Source organism: Plantibacter sp. Leaf314 (assembly GCF_001423185.1).
Classification (GTDB): domain Bacteria; phylum Actinomycetota; class Actinomycetes; order Actinomycetales; family Microbacteriaceae; genus Plantibacter.
This window is the reverse complement of the sequence record NZ_LMOB01000002.1, coordinates 485,233-500,434: the sequence shown is the minus strand read 5'-3', so window position 1 is coordinate 500,434 and position 15,202 is coordinate 485,233. Positions and strand designations below refer to the sequence as shown.

Genomic DNA, 15,202 nt, shown 5'->3' with positions numbered 1-15,202 from the left:
CGACCGATCATGACCACCAGGGTCCGGTCCCGTCCGCGTCTGCGGGGGACCGGGCCCTGCGTCGTCTCCGGGAGGCGTCCGTGACGCCGCGTTCGGATGACGGGCCGGAGGAGGGCGGACCGGCGGAGGACGAGCACTGGTTCGTCGTGAAGGGTCGACGCTGGCGTCGCACCGACCCGAGCCTGCCGGAGGACCTCGTCGCCGCGCTGCAGTCGCACCTCGGCCGTGGCCGCTCGGGCGTCGGGGTCGCGAAGCGCGCGGGCGACGAGGAGGCTGTGGCTGCCGCACGCCGTCGGGTCGGCCTCGCGAAACACGGGCTCGGTGAACGTGGTCCGACCTGGTGGGAGGAGCCCGAGGCGGCACGGCTCGAACGCGCTGAGGCGGCGCTCGAGGAGCTCGACGCGCTCGACGAGTGACCGCAGGGGCGATCCTGGGGGTGATCCAGGGGTGATCCAGGGGGCCGGACTTGCGCTCCGGACGATCTCGACATATCGTTTATCGATACCAACGACAATCGATATGGATGTGATGATCATGACCGACTCCACCGATCGCCCGACGCCGTCCGGCTTCGACCACGCCGCCTGGCAGGCGGCGAAGACCCAGCGCTCCAACCGCAACGACCTCGTGTCCGTGCTCGGTGCCGCCGTCGCCGCCGCAGGAGCCGTCGTCGTCATCCTCGTCCTCCGGCTGCTCGACGTCTTCGGCACCGACGGGACCCGGGTCCCCGTGTTCTTCGACGCCGTCGACGTGGCCCTGCCGGGCGCAGCGGGAGCCGGCTCCGTCACGGTCGACCAGGGTTCGATCGTCGTGGTCGACCTCCCGGTCGTGACCTTCGTGTGTGTCCTGCTCGCCGCGATCCTGCCGGCGATCGCGAACCTCGTCGTCATCGTCTGCGGGTTCAGGTTCTTCCGCCGCCTGCTGCGCGGCGACGCCTTCGCGCCCGGCAACGCACGCCTGCTCTCGATCGCCTCCATCGCCATCCTCTGCGGGTGGATCGCGGACACCTGGTTCGGCACGATGGCGTCGAACGGCGCGCTCGCGGTCGCGACCGACGGTGCGGTGGAGGGAACCCCGTACCCACTCACCTGGGTCCCCGTGCTCGTCGCCATGGCGGTCGGCGGCCTCGCGATCGCGTTCCGTGCCGGCGAGCGACTGCGCGCCGACACCGAGGGGCTCGTCTGATGGTCCCGGCCATCGACGACGACGCGGCGACCGGGGTGCACTGCACCCTCGACCGGTTGCTCGCCGACCGCGGCCTCACCCTCGCCCGACTCAGCGAGCTCGTCGGGGTGAGCGTGGTGAACCTGTCGGTGCTCAAGAACGACCGCGCGAAGGCGATCCGGTTCTCGACCCTCACCGCCATCTGCCGCGCGCTCGACTGCGAGATCGGCGAGCTGCTCGAGCTCGACGCCGCACCCTGAGCCGTCCGGTGCCGACCCCTCCGCGCTGACCCCTCAGCGCCGACCCTCCGCGCCGATCCCTCAGCGCCGGCGCTCGCGGAGGAGCAGCTGTGTGAGGTAGAGCCCGCCGATCACCACCGTGACGACGCCCACCGGAACCGTCAGCGGGATCAGATGCTGGGCGACGAGGTCGGACCCGAGCAGCAGGACCCCACCGACGAGCGCCGTCGCGACGAGCGGGATGCCCGGTGACCGGGTCAGGCGGCGGGCGATCTGCGGGGCAGCCAGGGCGATGAACGCGATCGGCCCGGCGACGGCGGTCACCGCGCTCACGAGGGCGACGGCCATGCCGATGAGGATCGCGCGTTCGCGGGTGAGGCGCACCCCGGTCGCGGCGGCCACGTCGTCACCGAGCTCGAGCTGGCGGAGCGGGCGGGCGACGAGCGGGAGCAATGCGAACAGGACCAGCAGGCAGCCGAGGGCCGGCCAGACCACCGTCGCGGTCGCGGTGTTCAGGGTGCCGGCGCCCCAGGCGGCGGCGAAGAGGGCGACGTCGAGGTCGGCTCGGAGGAGGAGCCAGCTGTTGAACGCGGCGAGCATGGCCGAGACGCCGATGCCGACGACGATGAAGCGGAAGCCCGACAAGCCCTGCCGCAGGGCGAGGAGGAAGATCGCGACCGCAGCGGCCAGGCCGCCGATCAGGGAACCGGCCATGAGGGCCGGCCAGCCGCCGCCGAGGAGGAGGAGCGCCACGAGCATGCCGGTGAAGGAGCCGTTGGCGAGACCGATGATGTCGGGGCTCGCCAGCGGGTTCCGCGTGAGCGTCTGGAAGATCGCACCGGACAGGGCGAGCGCCGCGCCGAAGCCGATCGCGGCGAGGACCCGCGGCAGTCGCCACTCGAGCACCACGGTGCGGGCGAGGCCGTCGACCCGGCCGGAGAGGACACCGAGCACCTCCTCGGCGCTCAGCGGGTAGTCGCCGAGGGCGAGACCGGCGATGGCCGCGACGACGATCAGCAACAGGGCCGCGCCGCAGACGATGAGCAGGCGCGGTGCCGGCCGATTCCTGGTGCGCGGCACGTCCGCCGCCCGTTCACGGATCGCGGTCACAGTCCTGACGCCGTCCTGCGCCGGGCGAGCGCGATGAGGACGGGGGCGCCCACGAAGGCGGTCACGAGTCCGACGGGCATCTCGCCGGGGAGCACCGCGATCCGGCCGACCACGTCGGAGCAGAGCACGAGGACGCAGCCGACGACGACCGAGCCGGCGAGGATGCGGCGCTGATCGCTCCCGACCGTCCATCGCACGAGGTGGGGGACGACGAGGCCGACGAAGGCGATCGGCCCGGCGATCGCGGTCGCCCCGCCGGCGAGCAGGGTGACGGCCGCGAGCACCAGGACGCGATTCCGGCCGACGCTGACCCCCTGCGCGCGAGCCACGTCGGGACCGAGGGCGATCGCGTTGAGACTGCGGGCGCTCGCCGCCGCCAGGACGAGCCCCGCCGCGAGGAACGGGAGCACGGGCACGACGACGCCGAGGTCGCGTTCGAGGAGGCTCCCTGCGTTCCAGCCGCGCATGCGGTCGAAGGCGTCGGGGTGGGTGATGGCGATCCCCGTCGTCAGGCCGGCGAGCACGGCGCCGAACGCCACACCCGTCACGGTCAGGCGGGCGGCGGACGACCGCTCGCGTCCGCCCGAGCCGATCGTGTAGACGACGAGGGTGACGACGAGCGCGCCACCGCAGGCGAGCCAGGCGATCTCGCTCGGTGCCGTGACGCCGAGGAACGCCAGGCCGGCGGCGACGGCGAACCCGGCCCCGGCGTTGACCCCGAGGATGCCGGGGTCGGCGAGGGGGTTGCGGGTGAACGCCTGCATGAGCGCTCCCGCGACACCCAGGGAGGCGCCGACGGCGAGCGCTGCGATGGTCCGCGGCACCCGCTGGTCCCAGACGACGAACCGCGCCTCGCCGGAACCTGCGCCGGTGAGTGCCGACCAGACCGCGTCGGGGCTGACCGGGTTCGCGCCGACGAGGAGCGACAGGACGACGGCCAGCACGAGCGCTCCGAGCCCGGCGAACAGCGGGATGAACCGATGCCGTCGGTGAGGCGTCCGCAAGCCGGGCCGGGGGTCCGTCGTGGCCCGTCCGGCAGGATCGGTCGTCGCGATGGCGCCGGTCGTGACGCTGTCCGTCACGACTCCGCGGACAGCAGCCGGTCGAGGTCGTCGAGCACGGCCATGCCGCCGAGGGGACCGACGCCGGTGATCCAGAACGACTGGTCGACGAGGTGCAGCTCCGGGAACGCGTCCGTGTTCGCGGTGAGGGAGGCCGGCATGGTCGAGGCGTCGTCGGGGTCGACACTCGTCACGAACACCTGGTCGGCGGTCGCTTCGAGGACCCGCTCGGGCGAGAGGTCGAGGGAGATGTCCTCCCAGGCGTGCTCGGGCGTGGTGAACCCGGCGCACTCGAGCGTGCTGCCGGCGAAGGAGGTGGGGCCGTAGAGCGTCAGGACGCCGTCGCGCGGGCGGATGAGCTGTGCGGTCTTGCCGGCGGTGTCGTGCTTCGTCGCGATCTCGGCGCAGCGTGCGTCGTAGGCGTCGAGGAGTTCGTCGGCGCCGTCCGGCTTGCCGAGTGCCTCTGCCACGAAGCGCACGTTGTCCCGCCACGGGTCGGTCTGCGTCGCCATGAACACCGTCGGAGCGATCTCGGACAGCTGGTCGTACAGGGCCGAGTGGCGCGACTCGGTGCCGATGATGAGGTCGGGTTTCGCCGCGGCGATCAGCTGCACGTTCGGCTCGGCCACGGTCCCGACGGTCGGGATGTCGGCGGCCTGCTTCCCCAGGTACGCGGGCACGCCGGCCGTCTCGTTCAGCACGGCCGCGCCCACCGGGGTGATGCCGAGGGCGACCGTCGTGTCGAGCTGGACCGGCTCGAGGACGACGACCCGCTTCGGGCTGTCCGGGATGGTGCTCTCGCCGTGGGCGTGCTTCATCACGTGGGTGGCGCTCGTGGCGGCGTCCGAGGGTGTGGAGGCGCTCGAGCTGCTGCAGGCGGCCAGGCTCAGGGCGGCGACGGCGAGGGCGGCGACGGCGGCGAGCCGTCGGCGGCGGACGAGGGGGAGTGGCACTGGTCACCTTTCGAACGGGTCGCGATCGACGCGACCGGGTAAGGCAAGCATAACCTTTGTCAGTCGGTGGTCCTTGGCCGGGCGTTCCAGTAGCCCTGGGTGTGGACCCGTTCAGGGGCGATGCCGTGGGCGGTCGTCGCGGCTCGCAGGAGTGGGACCCTGGTGCTCTCCGTCACCAACCAGGCGGCGAAGTCGTGGCCGAGCGTCGCGACGTGCGCACCGTGTGCGCGGAGCCACCGCTCGACCGCGTCGACGAGGGCGTCACCGCCCGCCCGGCCTCCGCGTTCGTGGACCTCGACCCGGTGCCGCTCGGGCAGCGGCTGCAGGAGGGCCAGGTCGGCCGGGTCTCCGGCCTCGAGGATGAGGTGTGCGTGCGCGTCCTCGCCGAGGGAGCGCAGGATGCCGTCGACGGCGGGGAAGGCCGTCTCGTCTGCCGCGAGGAGGACGGTCGTCGCGGTTCCCGGCGCCCACTGGACGCCGTGCGTCGGGTCGCCGCGGCGGAGGTCCGGCCCGGAGACGAGCAGGTGGTCCCCGGTGCTCGCGCCGAGCGCCCAGCGGCTGGCCGGGCCCGCCGGGTCGTGGATGAAGACGTCGAGGTCGAGTTCGTGCCGGCCGGGCCGGACCCGGTGCGCGGTGTAACTCCGCATGACCGGGCGTTCCGCCGCTGGCAGGGCACGCCAGGCCCGTCGCCACTCGTGCTCGGGTTGGCCACCGCGGAGTCCGTCCGGATAGGTGCCGTCGCCATCCGGCAGGAGGATCTTGATGCGCTGATCCTGCTCGTAGGGGGCGAAGTCCGCCAGCGACGGGTCGCCGAGGGTCACCCGCACGAAGCCGGGGGACAGACGCCGGGTGCCCTGTACGACGGTGTCGAAGAGGACGTTGGGCGAGTGCAGGAACGGGACGGGCATCCCATCGAGTGTAGGAGGATCCGAAGCCGGTCCCGTGGCGTCCGGCGGCTCACCGAGGACGGACGGATCGCGCGATCGCGACGCACAGTGGGACGGCGACGACGGTCAGCGCCGCGGCGGCCGGGAGGAGGAGCGCGGCGCCCCAGGTGCCGAGAATGATCCCGCCGACCGCGCCGCCGACCGCGATCGAGACGTTCCACATCGTGACGAGCGCCGACTGGGCCGCGTCCGCCGCATTGCCGGCGACCCGGGCGATCGCGACCTGGAAGAGCACGGAGTACGCGCCGAAGGCGAGCCCCCAGCCCCCGGCCGCGCCGAGGAGGAGCGCGACCGGTGGATCCGCCGCGACGACGCCGAGCCCGACGGTCCCGAGGACGGCCGCGCCGAGGATGGTGATCCCGAGACGCACGTTCGCGAGCCGTCCGGCCCCGAGGGTGCCGAGGACGGACGCCACCCCGAACACGGCGAGGAGCAGGCCGAGCGGCACGGGCGTCCCGCGGTCGGCGAGGACCGGCGCGAGGTAGGTGTACGCGATGTTCTGACCGATGATGCAGACCGCCAGGGCCACGAGGATCGTCACGACCGCGGGGAGGCGGAGCGCAGCGCCCATGCGAGTCGAGCGACCGGAGACCGTTCCGGCCACTCGTGGCGCGAGGACGACGGCGACGACGCCGAGGAGCGCTGTCGTGGCGGCGACGATGCCGAACACGGCCCGCCACCCGAGCTCCGCGCTGAGGACGGCACCCGCCGGGACGCCGAGGGCGAAGCCGAGCGTCGCACCTGAGAGCACGATCCCGAGGGTCGATCCGAACCGCTCCTGGCTCGTGAACCCGCGGGTGTACCCGGGGAGCATCGCCCAGACGACACCGGCCACGAGTCCCGCGACGAAGCGCGTCGCGAGGTGTGTGAGGAGGTCGGGTGCTGCGGCGGTCCCGGCGTTCGCGAGGGCCGACACCGCGATGGCGAGCAGCACGACCGTGCGGCGGTCGAGCCGTGCGAGCAGGCGGCTGATCGGGATCGCGGCGACGATGCACCCGAGGGCGAAGACCGCGACGCTCTGGCCGGCGATCGCCTCCGTGGTGCCGAGGTCGGCAGCCATCGCGGGCAGGACGCCGGCTGGGAGGACCTCGGTGAGCAGGGTCACGAATCCGACGGCGGCGAGGAGGAGCGCGGTCGGGAGGGGCGAGCGGCCTCGGGTCGGGGACAGGGTCGTCGGTGGTGCGGTGCGCACGGCGTCGGTGGTCATGTCGGGAAGTCTCGCGGCCTGCCACTGGTGTCAGGGTCAAGCCGGAACGCGACGGCTCGGGAATATCCAACCGACTCGGACGGCTGCTGCAGATGGACACATCTCGTTCGAAGGGGTCTTGCATGCGCATCGGCGAACTGGCGGCGGCCACCGGGAGCACCCCGCGGTTGCTGCGGTACTACGAGCAGCAGGGTCTGCTCCGACCGACCCGCTGCGCGAACGGGTACCGCGAGTATGGCGACCACCTCGTCGCGAAGGTGCAGCGCATCCGCGAGCTGATCGCCGTCGGCATGCCGACCGCGCTCATCCTGCAGATCCTGCCGTGCTTCGAGGACGACGACACGATCTACCAGGTGACGCCGTCGGCCGAGGTGCTCGAGCGACTCCTCGAACACCGCGCGCGGCTCGACGCCAAGCTCGGCTCCATCCAGGCCAGCCGGGACGCCATCGACGTCTACCTCGACCGCGTCGGCGGCGTCGTGGTCTGAGGCGGCTGGGTCCACGGGGCCGGCTGGGTAGGCTCGGCGCATGGCACTCGACCCCTACTACCGCGACCGGCTGCAGCTCTTCGACGGATTCTCCGATGCCCAGCGAGCCGCTGCCGGTGGGGCACTCGAGGCGTCGTTCCAGGAGCGACTCGCGGCCTACGGCGACGACGGGCCGTGGCAGCCACCGGTCGACGTCGTCATCACCGACGAGGTCGTCGACGGCCCCCACGGCGAGATCCCGATCAGGCGCTACGTTCCCGAAGGGGCCGACCCGGCCGCCGCCCATCTCGCCCGTCCCGCGCTCCTCTGGGCACACGGTGGTGGGTTCGCGGCGGGGACGCTCGACTGGCCGGAGGCGCACGTCGTGAGCGCCGAACTGGCCGCTCGGGCCGGAGCCGAGGTCGTGTCCGTCGACTACCGGCTGGCGGACGGGGTGACGCGCTACCCGGTGCCACTCGACGACGTGCTCGCCGTCTGGGAGTGGCTCGTCGACGAGCGGTCGGTCGTCCCCGGTTCGAGGACGGCGATCGGCGGCGCCAGTGCCGGAGCCGCCCTCGCGCTCGCTGCCTCGCTCCGCAGCGACCGCCGAGCGGACGCCGTGCTCCTCGCCTACCCGTTCCTCCACGCGGTCGTGCCGCCACTGCCGCAGGACGTCCTTCCGGAGATGGACGTCCTGCCCGACTTCATGCGCTTCCCGCGGGAGTCGATCGAGTGGATGGTCGAGAACTACGTCGGCCGCCTCGACGACCTGCCAGAGCTCGCCCTGCCGGGGGTGGTGCCGGTGACCGCCGACCGCCCGCCGCTCTCCGTCCTGCTGTCGGAGTTCGACGACCTCCGCCCGTCCGGGGAGGCGTTCATCGCCGCGTCGGAGGCCGCCGGGGCATCCGTCCGCAGCCGGCTCGAGCCGGGCGTCCTCCACGGGCACCTGAACCGTCATCCCGTCGCGCCGGGTGTGGCGCCCTCGCTGGACTGGCTGGCGGAGGGGCTCCGCGCGATGGAGGAGCGCGCCGGGTAGACGAGGATGCAGCGCGAATCGCCACCCCCGGACGCGTTGCGCGATCGTCGACAGCGGGCATACTAGAGACATCCTCCGTTCCCGAACGGAGTTCGGTTTTCATGCTCGGCCCGTTCGGGCACGGGTGATCCCGACGCTGCTCCACTCATCGACGAGAAACGGACCACCCATGAGCGTTCCCGAACCCGCGCCGGCCTACCGCGACGCCACCCTCCCGGTCGACGAGCGCGTCGACGACCTCCTCGGCCGCATGACCGTCGCCGAGAAGGCCGGCATGCTGTTCCAGACGATGATCGCCCCCGGCCCGATCGACGAGGCCAACCCGCACATGGGCCTCGCGAGCGGCGAGCACATGATCGGCCAGCAGCTGCTGACGCACTTCAACGTGCTCGGCACGGCACCCGACACGACGGCGCTCGCCGAGTGGACGAACGCCCTCCAGGAGCGGGCGTCGCGTACCCGGCTCGGCATCCCCGTCACCCTCTCCACCGACCCGCGCAACCACTTCACCGACAACGTGGGCACCGCCGCCCGAGCCGGAGCGTTCTCCCAGTGGCCGGAGACGCTCGGCCTCGCCGCCATCGGATCCACCGAGCTCGTCGAGGCCTTCGCCGACACCGCCCGCCAGGAGTACCTGGCGGTCGGCATCCGGCTCGCCCTCCACCCGCAGGTCGACCTCGCGACCGAACCCCGCTGGTCGCGCATCGGCGGCACCTTCGGCGAGGACGCGGAGCTGAGCGCCGAGCTCGTCGCCGGCTACATCCGCGGCTTCCAGGGTGCGGAACTCGGCCCCGACTCGGTGTCGACCATGACGAAGCACTTCCCGGGCGGCGGGCCCCAGCTCGACGGCGAGGACCCGCACTTCGCCTACGGACGCGAACAGGTCTACCCGGGCGGCAACTTCGACTACCACCTCATCCCGTTCCGTGCCGCGATCGCCGCCGGTGCCGGCCAGATGATGCCGTACTACGGGATGCCCGTCGGCACCGAGCACGAGGAGGTCGCCTTCGCGTTCAACCACGGCATCATCACCGGGCTGCTCCGCGAGGAGCTCGGCTTCGACGGCATCGTCTGCACCGACTGGGGGCTCATCACCGACACCTCGATCATGGGGCAGGAGATGCCCGCCCGGGCCTGGGGACTCGAGCACCTCGACGAGCTGACACGCGTGGAGCGCATCCTGCAGGCCGGCTGCGACCAGTTCGGCGGCGAGGCCCGACCGGAACTCGTCGTCGAACTCGTCGCACAGGGACGGATCACCGAGGACCGCATCGACGCGTCCGTCCGGAGACTGCTCCGCGAGAAGTTCGTGCTCGGGCTCTTCGAACAGCCCCTCGTCGACGCGTCGGCCGCGAGCGCGATCGTCGGGCGTGCCGACTTCGTCGCGGCCGGTGAGGCTGCACAGCGCCGGGCGTTCACCGTGCTGACGAACGTCGACGAGACGCTCCCGGTCCGCTCGCCGCGTCCTCGGCTGTACGTCGAGGGGATCGACGAGGCCGTGGCCGCCGGATACGGCGAGGTCGTCACCGACCCGGCGTCGGCGGACCTCGCACTCGTCCGCATGCAGACCCCGTACGAACCGCGGCCTGGCGGGTTCGAGGCGATGTTCCACGCCGGATCGTTGGACATCCCTGCCGACGAGGTCGCCCGCCTGCTGGACCTCGCCGCGACGGTGCCGACGGTGCTCGACATGCACCTCGACCGACCGGCGATCCTCACGGGCGTGGTCGACGCGGTCGCGGCACTCGTCGCGAGCTTCGGCGGCAGTGATGCGGCCTTCCTTGACGTCGTGTTCGGTCGAGCGCTGCCGGAGGGGTCGCTGCCCTTCGACCTCCCGCGGTCGATGGCGGCCGTGGAGGCGAGTCGGTCGGACGTGCCCTACGACACCGAGGACCCGCTGTTCCGCTTCGGCCACGGCCTGCGCTACCCGGGTTGATCGGTCCCTGAGCGACCCCCGGCCCGGTCCCTGAGCGTGTCGAAGGGCGCCCCGGTCCCTGAGCGCACCCCACGCCGGTCCCTGAGCCTGTCGAAGGGCCCCCGCTCAGCGCTCGGAGCCGCGCAACTCCAGGTGCACGTCGAGTGTGTGGGTGGTCGGTGGTCCGGCCTCGCCGGCGATGAGGGCCAGCAGGGTCTCGGCGGCGACCCGCCCCATGAGGGCGACGTCCTGCGCGACCACCGACACCGCCGGCGTCACGAGGGGTGCCGCCTCGAAGTCGTCGAAGCCGACGAGCGGGAGGCGACGTCCGGCCGCGGCGAACGCCTGCATGGTCCCGATCGCGGCACGGTTGTTGGCCGCGAACACCCCGTCCACGACGCCGTCGCGGAGAAAGCCGGCCACGACCGCGGCCGCGTCCTCGACGGAGTGCGCGCCGTCGGACACGATCGGCTCGGGCGGCGCGGCGCCGGTGGCGCTCACGTGGTCCGCCTCGGCGAGGGCCCGGTGGTAGCCGGTCAGTCGTTCCCGCATCGTGTACAGCTCGAGGGAGTCGCCGAGGAACGCGATCCGCCGGGCCCCGCCGTCGAGCATCGCCGCCGTCGCCCGGCGTGCCCCGCCCGCGTTGTCGGCGAGGACCGTGTGCACCTCGACCGACTCCAGCGGTCCGGTCGGGCGGTCCACGAGGACCATCGGCGCGTGCTCCACCGTGCTCGTCGCCCACGGCGTCGTGGCGTGCCGAGGCGGAACGACGATGAGCCCGTCGACGCGCTGCGCGACCAGGCGGTCGACGAGGAGTCGGTGCCGGCCGGCGTCCTCCTCGGAGCTCGCCGACATGAGGAGGTAGCCGTGTTCGGTGCAGACCCGTTCGACGGAGCGGGCGAGCACCGAGTAGTACGGGTTCGCCAGGTCGCCGATGATGAGTCCGACGACCTTGCTCGACCGTCCGGGCCTGATGCTCGCCGCCGCGAGGTTGTGTCGGTAGCCGAGCGACTCGATGGCCGCGCCGATGCGTTCCGACAGTTCGGTGTTGATGTTCGTCGCGCCGTTCACGTACCGCGAGACCGTCTTGAGACCGACGCCGGCCGCTGCGGCGACGTCGTTCATGGTCGGGGGCCGGGAGCTGCGCATGATCACCATCCTGGCCTACCGCCGATCACGCGGCGGGTCGGTCGGGCGATGCGTCCGTCAGGAGCGGGCGGACGCTCGGCCGTAGCCGGACGATCTCGTCCGCGGTCGGCCGGAGACCGGCGATGACCGCGGCGGCACTGGCGCCGGCGACGTCCGCCGCGGCCGCAGGTCCTGCGCCGCGTGACATGGCGAACAGCAGACCGGCGGTCGAGGCGTCTCCGGCGCCGTTCGTGGACACGAACGCCGGAGCGGGGATCGGTGGTGCGACGAGCGCGGCGTCGGCCCAGGCTGCAGCCAGCGGCGCGAGCATCCGGCCGGCCTGACGGAGGCGGTCGACGCCGGCGGCGCGCACCACGAGCCCGTCCTCGCCGGCCGAGATCGCCACGACGCCGGCACCCCAGGCGAGGAGGAGCTCGGCGAACGCGGCGGCCTGCGCCCGGGGTGACGGCGCGGTGTCGGCCGGGAGCAGTGTCGTGCCGAGGGCGGATCGGAGGTCGTCGACGCTCGGGCTCACGACGTCGGTGAGGGGGAGGGTGCGTCGAAGGATCGCCTCCCAGTCGAGGGCGCCCACCGTGCTGCTCGGGTCGACGACGGCGAGGTCCATCGAGGTGGTCGCCCCGTGCGTGCGGACCCGCTCCAGGAGGGCGGCGAGTGGTGCTCCGCCGTCGGCGACGATGCCGGGCAGCAGCGGCGGATACCCGAGGTGGACGAGGTCCGCGCCACCGACGGCGAGGTGTTCGCCGGTGAAGACCTCGTTCGCGCCCGTGTGGTGCCAGAACGTGCGGTCGAGGCCCTCGGGTTCGACGACGACGCTGTACGAGGTCGCCGCCCGGTCGGTCACCTCGAGTGCCGGATGGAGGCGGGGCTGCGCGGCGATACGGGCGGCGACGATCGCGCCGAGTTCGTCGTCACCGACGGTCGCGTGCAGTCGGACGTCACTGCCGAGGTCGGCGAGCGCGAGACCGGTGTTGGCGACGCATCCACCGAGCGAGATGCGGAGCGGGCCGGTGTCGATGAGCGCGCCGGGGTCGATGCGCGCGCTCGCGCCGAGCCGGGGCGACAGATCGACGCAGATGTGGCCGGCGACGACGATCTCGCCCATGGACCCTCCGTTCTTCGCGTCGACGCTCAGCCGACGCACGCTAGACAACGTTGTCTCAGGCCACTACTGTGACACACCGAGGGAGGATCCGGAAACCCTTCCCGTCACGATCAGGAGCCGCCGCAATGTCGCTGTACCGCCTCAATCGTCTCTTCAACGCCCGATCCGGTCGTGCGCTCGACGTCGCCGTCGACCACGGGTTCTTCGGAGAGCGTTCGTTCATCACCGGCATCGAGGACATGGGCACGGTCGTCCGCACCCTCGTCGCCGCCGGTCCCGACGCCGTCCAGCTGACGCTCGGCCAGGCCCGACACCTGCAGCAGGTCCCCGGCAAGGACAAGCCGGCACTCGTCCTCCGGACCGATGTCGCCAACGTCTACGGCAACCCGCTCGACTCGCTCCTGTACAGCCACCACGTGCCGCACGCGATCGAGGAGGCCGTCCGGCTCGACGCCGTCGCCGTGTGCGTCAACCTCATGCAGATCCCCGACCACCCCGAGGTGCGGGAGGCGAACATCCGCTCCATCATGGCGCTGCGCCGCGAGGCCACCCGGTACGGGATGCCGCTCATGATCGAGCCCCTCGTCATGCAGGACAACACGACGGCCGGCGGCTACCAGGTCGACGGCGACATCGAGAAGATCGTCACGCTCGTGCGTCAGGCGGTCGAACTGGGGGCCGACCTCGTCAAGGCCGATCCGAGCAGTGACATCACCGAGTACGGGCGCGTCGTCGAGGTCGCGGGTGACGTCCCCGTCCTCGTCCGCGGTGGCGGCCGGGTGGACGACCGGACCCTGCTGGAGCGCACGGTCGCCGTGCTCGACGCCGGGGTCAGCGGCATCGTCTACGGCCGCAACATCATCCAGCACGAGCACCCGGCGGCCATCACGGCGGCACTCATGGCGGTGCTGCACGACGGTGCCGACGCCGACGCCGGCCTCGCGATCCTCGAGGCGGCCCGCGCATGAGCGCCGAGCAGGGGACGACCGACCGGGTGGCGGCGGAACGCGTCAACATCGCGATCATCGGCGGCGGCCTCATGGGGCGCGAGATCGCCGCGGCCATCCAGCGCTGGCCCGCGCTCATCGACCACCCGGTGCGACCCCGGCTGACGGCGGTGTGCGACATCAACCCGGCCGCCCTGGACTGGTTCGATGAGATCGACACCGTCGTGACGAAGACCACCGACTACCACGAGCTCCTCGCCGACCCGTCCGTCGACGTCGTCTACGTGGCCGTGCGTCACGACCTCCATGAGCAGATCTACACCGACGTCATCCGCGCCGGGAAGGGTCTGCTCGCGGAGAAGCCGTTCGGGATCGACGCGGCGGCGGCGCAGTCCGTCCTCGCGGCCATGGCCGAGCACCCCGAGAGTTTCGTCCGGTGTTCGAGCGAGATGCCGTTCTTCCCGGGTGCGCAGCTGGCGATCGTCTACGTCCGCTCCGGCGCGCTCGGCACGATCGTCGAGGCGCGCAACAGCTTCCTGCACTCGAGCGACATCGATCGCGGCAAGCAGATCAACTGGAAGCGCCAGACGCAGTTCTGTGGCGAGGCCGGCGTGATGAACGACCTCGGCATGCACACCTGGCACGTGCCGTTGCGGCTCGGCTGGGCACCCGAGAGCGTCTACGGCGTGTTGCAGAACATCGTGACCGAACGCCCGGGCCCTGACGGTTCGCTCGTGCCGTGCGACACGTGGGACAACGCCGTGTTGCACAGTTGGGCGAGCCACGACGGCGTGCGTTTCCCGCTCACGACGGAGACGAAGCGCATCGATCCCGGGCAGAAGAACACCTGGGAGTTCGAGGCGATCGGGCTGGACGGTGGCGTGCGGTTCAGCACGAAGAACCCGAAGCTCGTGGAGGTGTTCGCGATCCGGGACATCCCGGGCGGCGGGCGCGAACAGGTGTGGCAGCAGCTCGATGCGGGGAGTCAGTCGGTGTGGCCGACGGTCACCGGGCCGAACTTCGAGTCGGGGTTCTCCGACACGATCCTGCAGATGTGGGCGGTGTTCCTGGCCGAGCGTCACGGCTCGCTCGGTGACCGGTTCGGTGCCGCCCGTCCTGAGGAGGCGGCGCTGACCCACGACATCTACCGTGCGGCGATCCGTTCCCACGAGGAGGGGCGAGCGATCGCGATGTGACCTGCGCGCCGGCTGGGAGGCCACCCGACCGCCTCCCAGCCGGGAGCGTGCCGTGGTGGCCCTGGGCTCTTCGACGAGCTCTGGGACCTACGGGTGTCGGCGGGGTGGGGGAGACTCGCCACATGTCCGACAGACGATGCGTGCAGCCCGGGTGCGACGACACGGCTCCACGGGACGCGCCGGTCGCGCTGTGCGAACAACACCTCGCGCTCGCCGCCGAGTGGGCCGGACGCCGATGGGGCGTCCTCGACACCCTGCCCTCGCCGTGCATCATGTGCGGCTCACGGCTCGGCCGCGACTACCCATCCGGCTGGTTGTGCGCCACCTGCGAATGGAGACAGGGCGAGGTGCCCGACGACGACCTCGCCCGACCACGGATCGACGTCGTCTACTACCTCCGTCACGGCGACCGGGTGAAGATCGGCACGACGACCAACCCCCGCCAACGCTTCGCCGCGATCTGGCACGACGAACTGCTCGCGCTCGAACGCGGCGACCGACACGTCGAACGAGCCCGGCACGAGCAGTTCGCCCGCGAACGCCTGGAACGCTCCGAGTGGTTCACCGGTTCGCCGCGGCTCCTCGCCCACATCGCCGCGGTCGCCCGAGACGTCGACCCCTGGGACGGGTACGCCCGCTGGCTCAGCGAGGCGGCGGCACTGCGTGGGCGATAACCCCTCCGGCGAACACCGCTCGCGGAGTACGCTCA

The 15,202-nt window shown here is 72.1% G+C and carries 16 protein-coding genes; 9 read left to right on the top strand and 7 right to left on the bottom strand.

What is annotated here, in order from left to right; genetic code table 11:
* Positions 1 to 80 precede the first annotated feature (80 nt).
* From ASF68_RS15495 to ASF68_RS15485, 3 genes are all read left to right on the top strand, one after another.
* Entirely contained in the window at positions 81 to 416 is a 336-nt protein-coding gene (locus tag ASF68_RS15495; RefSeq protein ID WP_056013077.1) for a hypothetical protein, read from the top strand.
* Positions 417 to 534: 118 nt separating this feature from the next.
* Positions 535 to 1,185 (top strand): DUF2975 domain-containing protein, encoded by a 651-nt coding sequence (locus ASF68_RS15490; protein WP_157580009.1) that lies wholly within the window; start codon positions 535 to 537, stop codon positions 1,183 to 1,185.
* Positions 1,185 to 1,424 carry a helix-turn-helix transcriptional regulator gene (locus ASF68_RS15485; protein ID WP_056013071.1) on the top strand — a complete coding sequence of 80 codons (240 nt, stop codon included), beginning with the start codon at positions 1,185 to 1,187 and terminating at the stop codon, positions 1,422 to 1,424. The genes ASF68_RS15490 and ASF68_RS15485 overlap by 1 nt, the downstream gene beginning before the upstream one ends.
* 60 nt (positions 1,425 to 1,484) lie before the next feature.
* On the opposite strand, the gene ASF68_RS15480 is transcribed toward ASF68_RS15485, so the two are convergent.
* Genes ASF68_RS15480 through ASF68_RS15460 form a run of 5 tightly spaced genes read right to left on the bottom strand, consistent with a single transcriptional unit; the run spans position 1,485 to position 6,681 of the window.
* Positions 1,485 to 2,513, bottom strand: a complete 1,029-nt coding sequence (locus ASF68_RS15480; protein WP_056013067.1) for an iron chelate uptake ABC transporter family permease subunit — start codon at positions 2,511 to 2,513, stop codon at positions 1,485 to 1,487.
* Positions 2,510 to 3,595: an iron ABC transporter permease gene (locus ASF68_RS15475; RefSeq protein WP_235526843.1), complete on the bottom strand. Its 1,086-nt coding sequence runs from the start codon at positions 3,593 to 3,595 to the stop codon at positions 2,510 to 2,512. Before ASF68_RS15475 ends, ASF68_RS15480 begins: the two co-directional genes overlap by 4 nt.
* Entirely contained in the window at positions 3,592 to 4,527 is a 936-nt protein-coding gene (locus ASF68_RS15470; RefSeq protein ID WP_056013064.1) for an iron-siderophore ABC transporter substrate-binding protein, read from the bottom strand. The genes ASF68_RS15475 and ASF68_RS15470 overlap by 4 nt, the downstream gene beginning before the upstream one ends.
* Before the next feature lie 59 nt (positions 4,528 to 4,586).
* Positions 4,587 to 5,435 (bottom strand): siderophore-interacting protein, encoded by an 849-nt coding sequence (locus ASF68_RS15465; protein WP_157580491.1) that lies wholly within the window; start codon positions 5,433 to 5,435, stop codon positions 4,587 to 4,589.
* 49 nt (positions 5,436 to 5,484) lie between these two features.
* Positions 5,485 to 6,681: an MFS transporter gene (locus tag ASF68_RS15460; RefSeq protein ID WP_082498718.1), complete on the bottom strand. Its 1,197-nt coding sequence runs from the start codon at positions 6,679 to 6,681 to the stop codon at positions 5,485 to 5,487.
* Positions 6,682 to 6,803: 122 nt separating this feature from the next.
* On the opposite strand from ASF68_RS15460, the gene ASF68_RS15455 reads away from it, so the two are divergent.
* From ASF68_RS15455 to ASF68_RS15445, 3 genes are all read left to right on the top strand, one after another.
* Positions 6,804 to 7,169, top strand: coding sequence for a MerR family transcriptional regulator (locus ASF68_RS15455; protein WP_056013062.1), 366 nt, complete (start codon positions 6,804 to 6,806; stop codon positions 7,167 to 7,169).
* Between the two features lie 40 nt (positions 7,170 to 7,209).
* Complete coding sequence (locus ASF68_RS15450; RefSeq protein ID WP_056013060.1) at positions 7,210 to 8,184, top strand: alpha/beta hydrolase fold domain-containing protein; 975 nt, start codon at positions 7,210 to 7,212, stop codon at positions 8,182 to 8,184.
* Positions 8,185 to 8,353: 169 nt separating this feature from the next.
* Complete coding sequence (locus ASF68_RS15445) at positions 8,354 to 10,120, top strand: glycoside hydrolase family 3 protein (RefSeq protein ID WP_056013057.1); 1,767 nt, start codon at positions 8,354 to 8,356, stop codon at positions 10,118 to 10,120.
* 105 nt (positions 10,121 to 10,225) lie between these two features.
* Here ASF68_RS15445 and ASF68_RS15440 read toward each other — a convergent pair whose 3' ends face one another.
* Together ASF68_RS15440 and ASF68_RS15435 are read right to left on the bottom strand one after the other, a co-directional pair.
* Positions 10,226 to 11,248, bottom strand: coding sequence for a LacI family DNA-binding transcriptional regulator (locus ASF68_RS15440; protein ID WP_056013485.1), 1,023 nt, complete (start codon positions 11,246 to 11,248; stop codon positions 10,226 to 10,228).
* Between the two features lie 25 nt (positions 11,249 to 11,273).
* The gene (locus tag ASF68_RS15435) at positions 11,274 to 12,350 is read right to left on the bottom strand and encodes a carbohydrate kinase family protein (RefSeq protein WP_157580488.1); all 1,077 of its coding nucleotides are present in this window, start codon (positions 12,348 to 12,350) and stop codon (positions 11,274 to 11,276) included.
* Positions 12,351 to 12,475: 125 nt separating this feature from the next.
* Here ASF68_RS15435 and ASF68_RS15430 point away from each other — a divergent pair, with 125 nt between their 5' ends.
* From ASF68_RS15430 to ASF68_RS15420, 3 genes are all read left to right on the top strand, one after another.
* Positions 12,476 to 13,318, top strand: coding sequence for a class I fructose-bisphosphate aldolase (locus tag ASF68_RS15430; RefSeq protein WP_056013052.1), 843 nt, complete (start codon positions 12,476 to 12,478; stop codon positions 13,316 to 13,318).
* Complete coding sequence (locus tag ASF68_RS15425) at positions 13,315 to 14,493, top strand: Gfo/Idh/MocA family protein (protein ID WP_056013049.1); 1,179 nt, start codon at positions 13,315 to 13,317, stop codon at positions 14,491 to 14,493. Before ASF68_RS15430 ends, ASF68_RS15425 begins: the two co-directional genes overlap by 4 nt.
* A 122-nt stretch (positions 14,494 to 14,615) precedes the next feature.
* Complete coding sequence (locus ASF68_RS15420; protein WP_056013046.1) at positions 14,616 to 15,167, top strand: GIY-YIG nuclease family protein; 552 nt, start codon at positions 14,616 to 14,618, stop codon at positions 15,165 to 15,167.
* Positions 15,168 to 15,202 lie beyond the last annotated feature (35 nt).

What these genes read in the sequence shown, in the direction of transcription:
- ASF68_RS15490 (WP_157580009.1), top strand. Translation starts at nt 535, where the DNA reads ATGACCGACTCCACCGATCGCCCGACGCCGTCCGGCTTCGACCACGCC.
- ASF68_RS15485 (WP_056013071.1), top strand. Translation starts at nt 1,185, where the DNA reads ATGGTCCCGGCCATCGACGACGACGCGGCGACCGGGGTGCACTGCACC.
- ASF68_RS15465 (WP_157580491.1), bottom strand. Translation starts at nt 5,435, where the DNA reads ATGCCCGTCCCGTTCCTGCACTCGCCCAACGTCCTCTTCGACACCGTC.
- ASF68_RS15460 (WP_082498718.1), bottom strand. Translation starts at nt 6,681, where the DNA reads ATGACCACCGACGCCGTGCGCACCGCACCACCGACGACCCTGTCCCCG.
- ASF68_RS15455 (WP_056013062.1), top strand. Translation starts at nt 6,804, where the DNA reads ATGCGCATCGGCGAACTGGCGGCGGCCACCGGGAGCACCCCGCGGTTG.
- ASF68_RS15450 (WP_056013060.1), top strand. Translation starts at nt 7,210, where the DNA reads ATGGCACTCGACCCCTACTACCGCGACCGGCTGCAGCTCTTCGACGGA.
- ASF68_RS15445 (WP_056013057.1), top strand. Translation starts at nt 8,354, where the DNA reads ATGAGCGTTCCCGAACCCGCGCCGGCCTACCGCGACGCCACCCTCCCG.
- ASF68_RS15440 (WP_056013485.1), bottom strand. Translation starts at nt 11,248, where the DNA reads ATGCGCAGCTCCCGGCCCCCGACCATGAACGACGTCGCCGCAGCGGCC.
- ASF68_RS15435 (WP_157580488.1), bottom strand. Translation starts at nt 12,350, where the DNA reads ATGGGCGAGATCGTCGTCGCCGGCCACATCTGCGTCGATCTGTCGCCC.
- ASF68_RS15430 (WP_056013052.1), top strand. Translation starts at nt 12,476, where the DNA reads ATGTCGCTGTACCGCCTCAATCGTCTCTTCAACGCCCGATCCGGTCGT.
- ASF68_RS15425 (WP_056013049.1), top strand. Translation starts at nt 13,315, where the DNA reads ATGAGCGCCGAGCAGGGGACGACCGACCGGGTGGCGGCGGAACGCGTC.
- ASF68_RS15420 (WP_056013046.1), top strand. Translation starts at nt 14,616, where the DNA reads ATGTCCGACAGACGATGCGTGCAGCCCGGGTGCGACGACACGGCTCCA.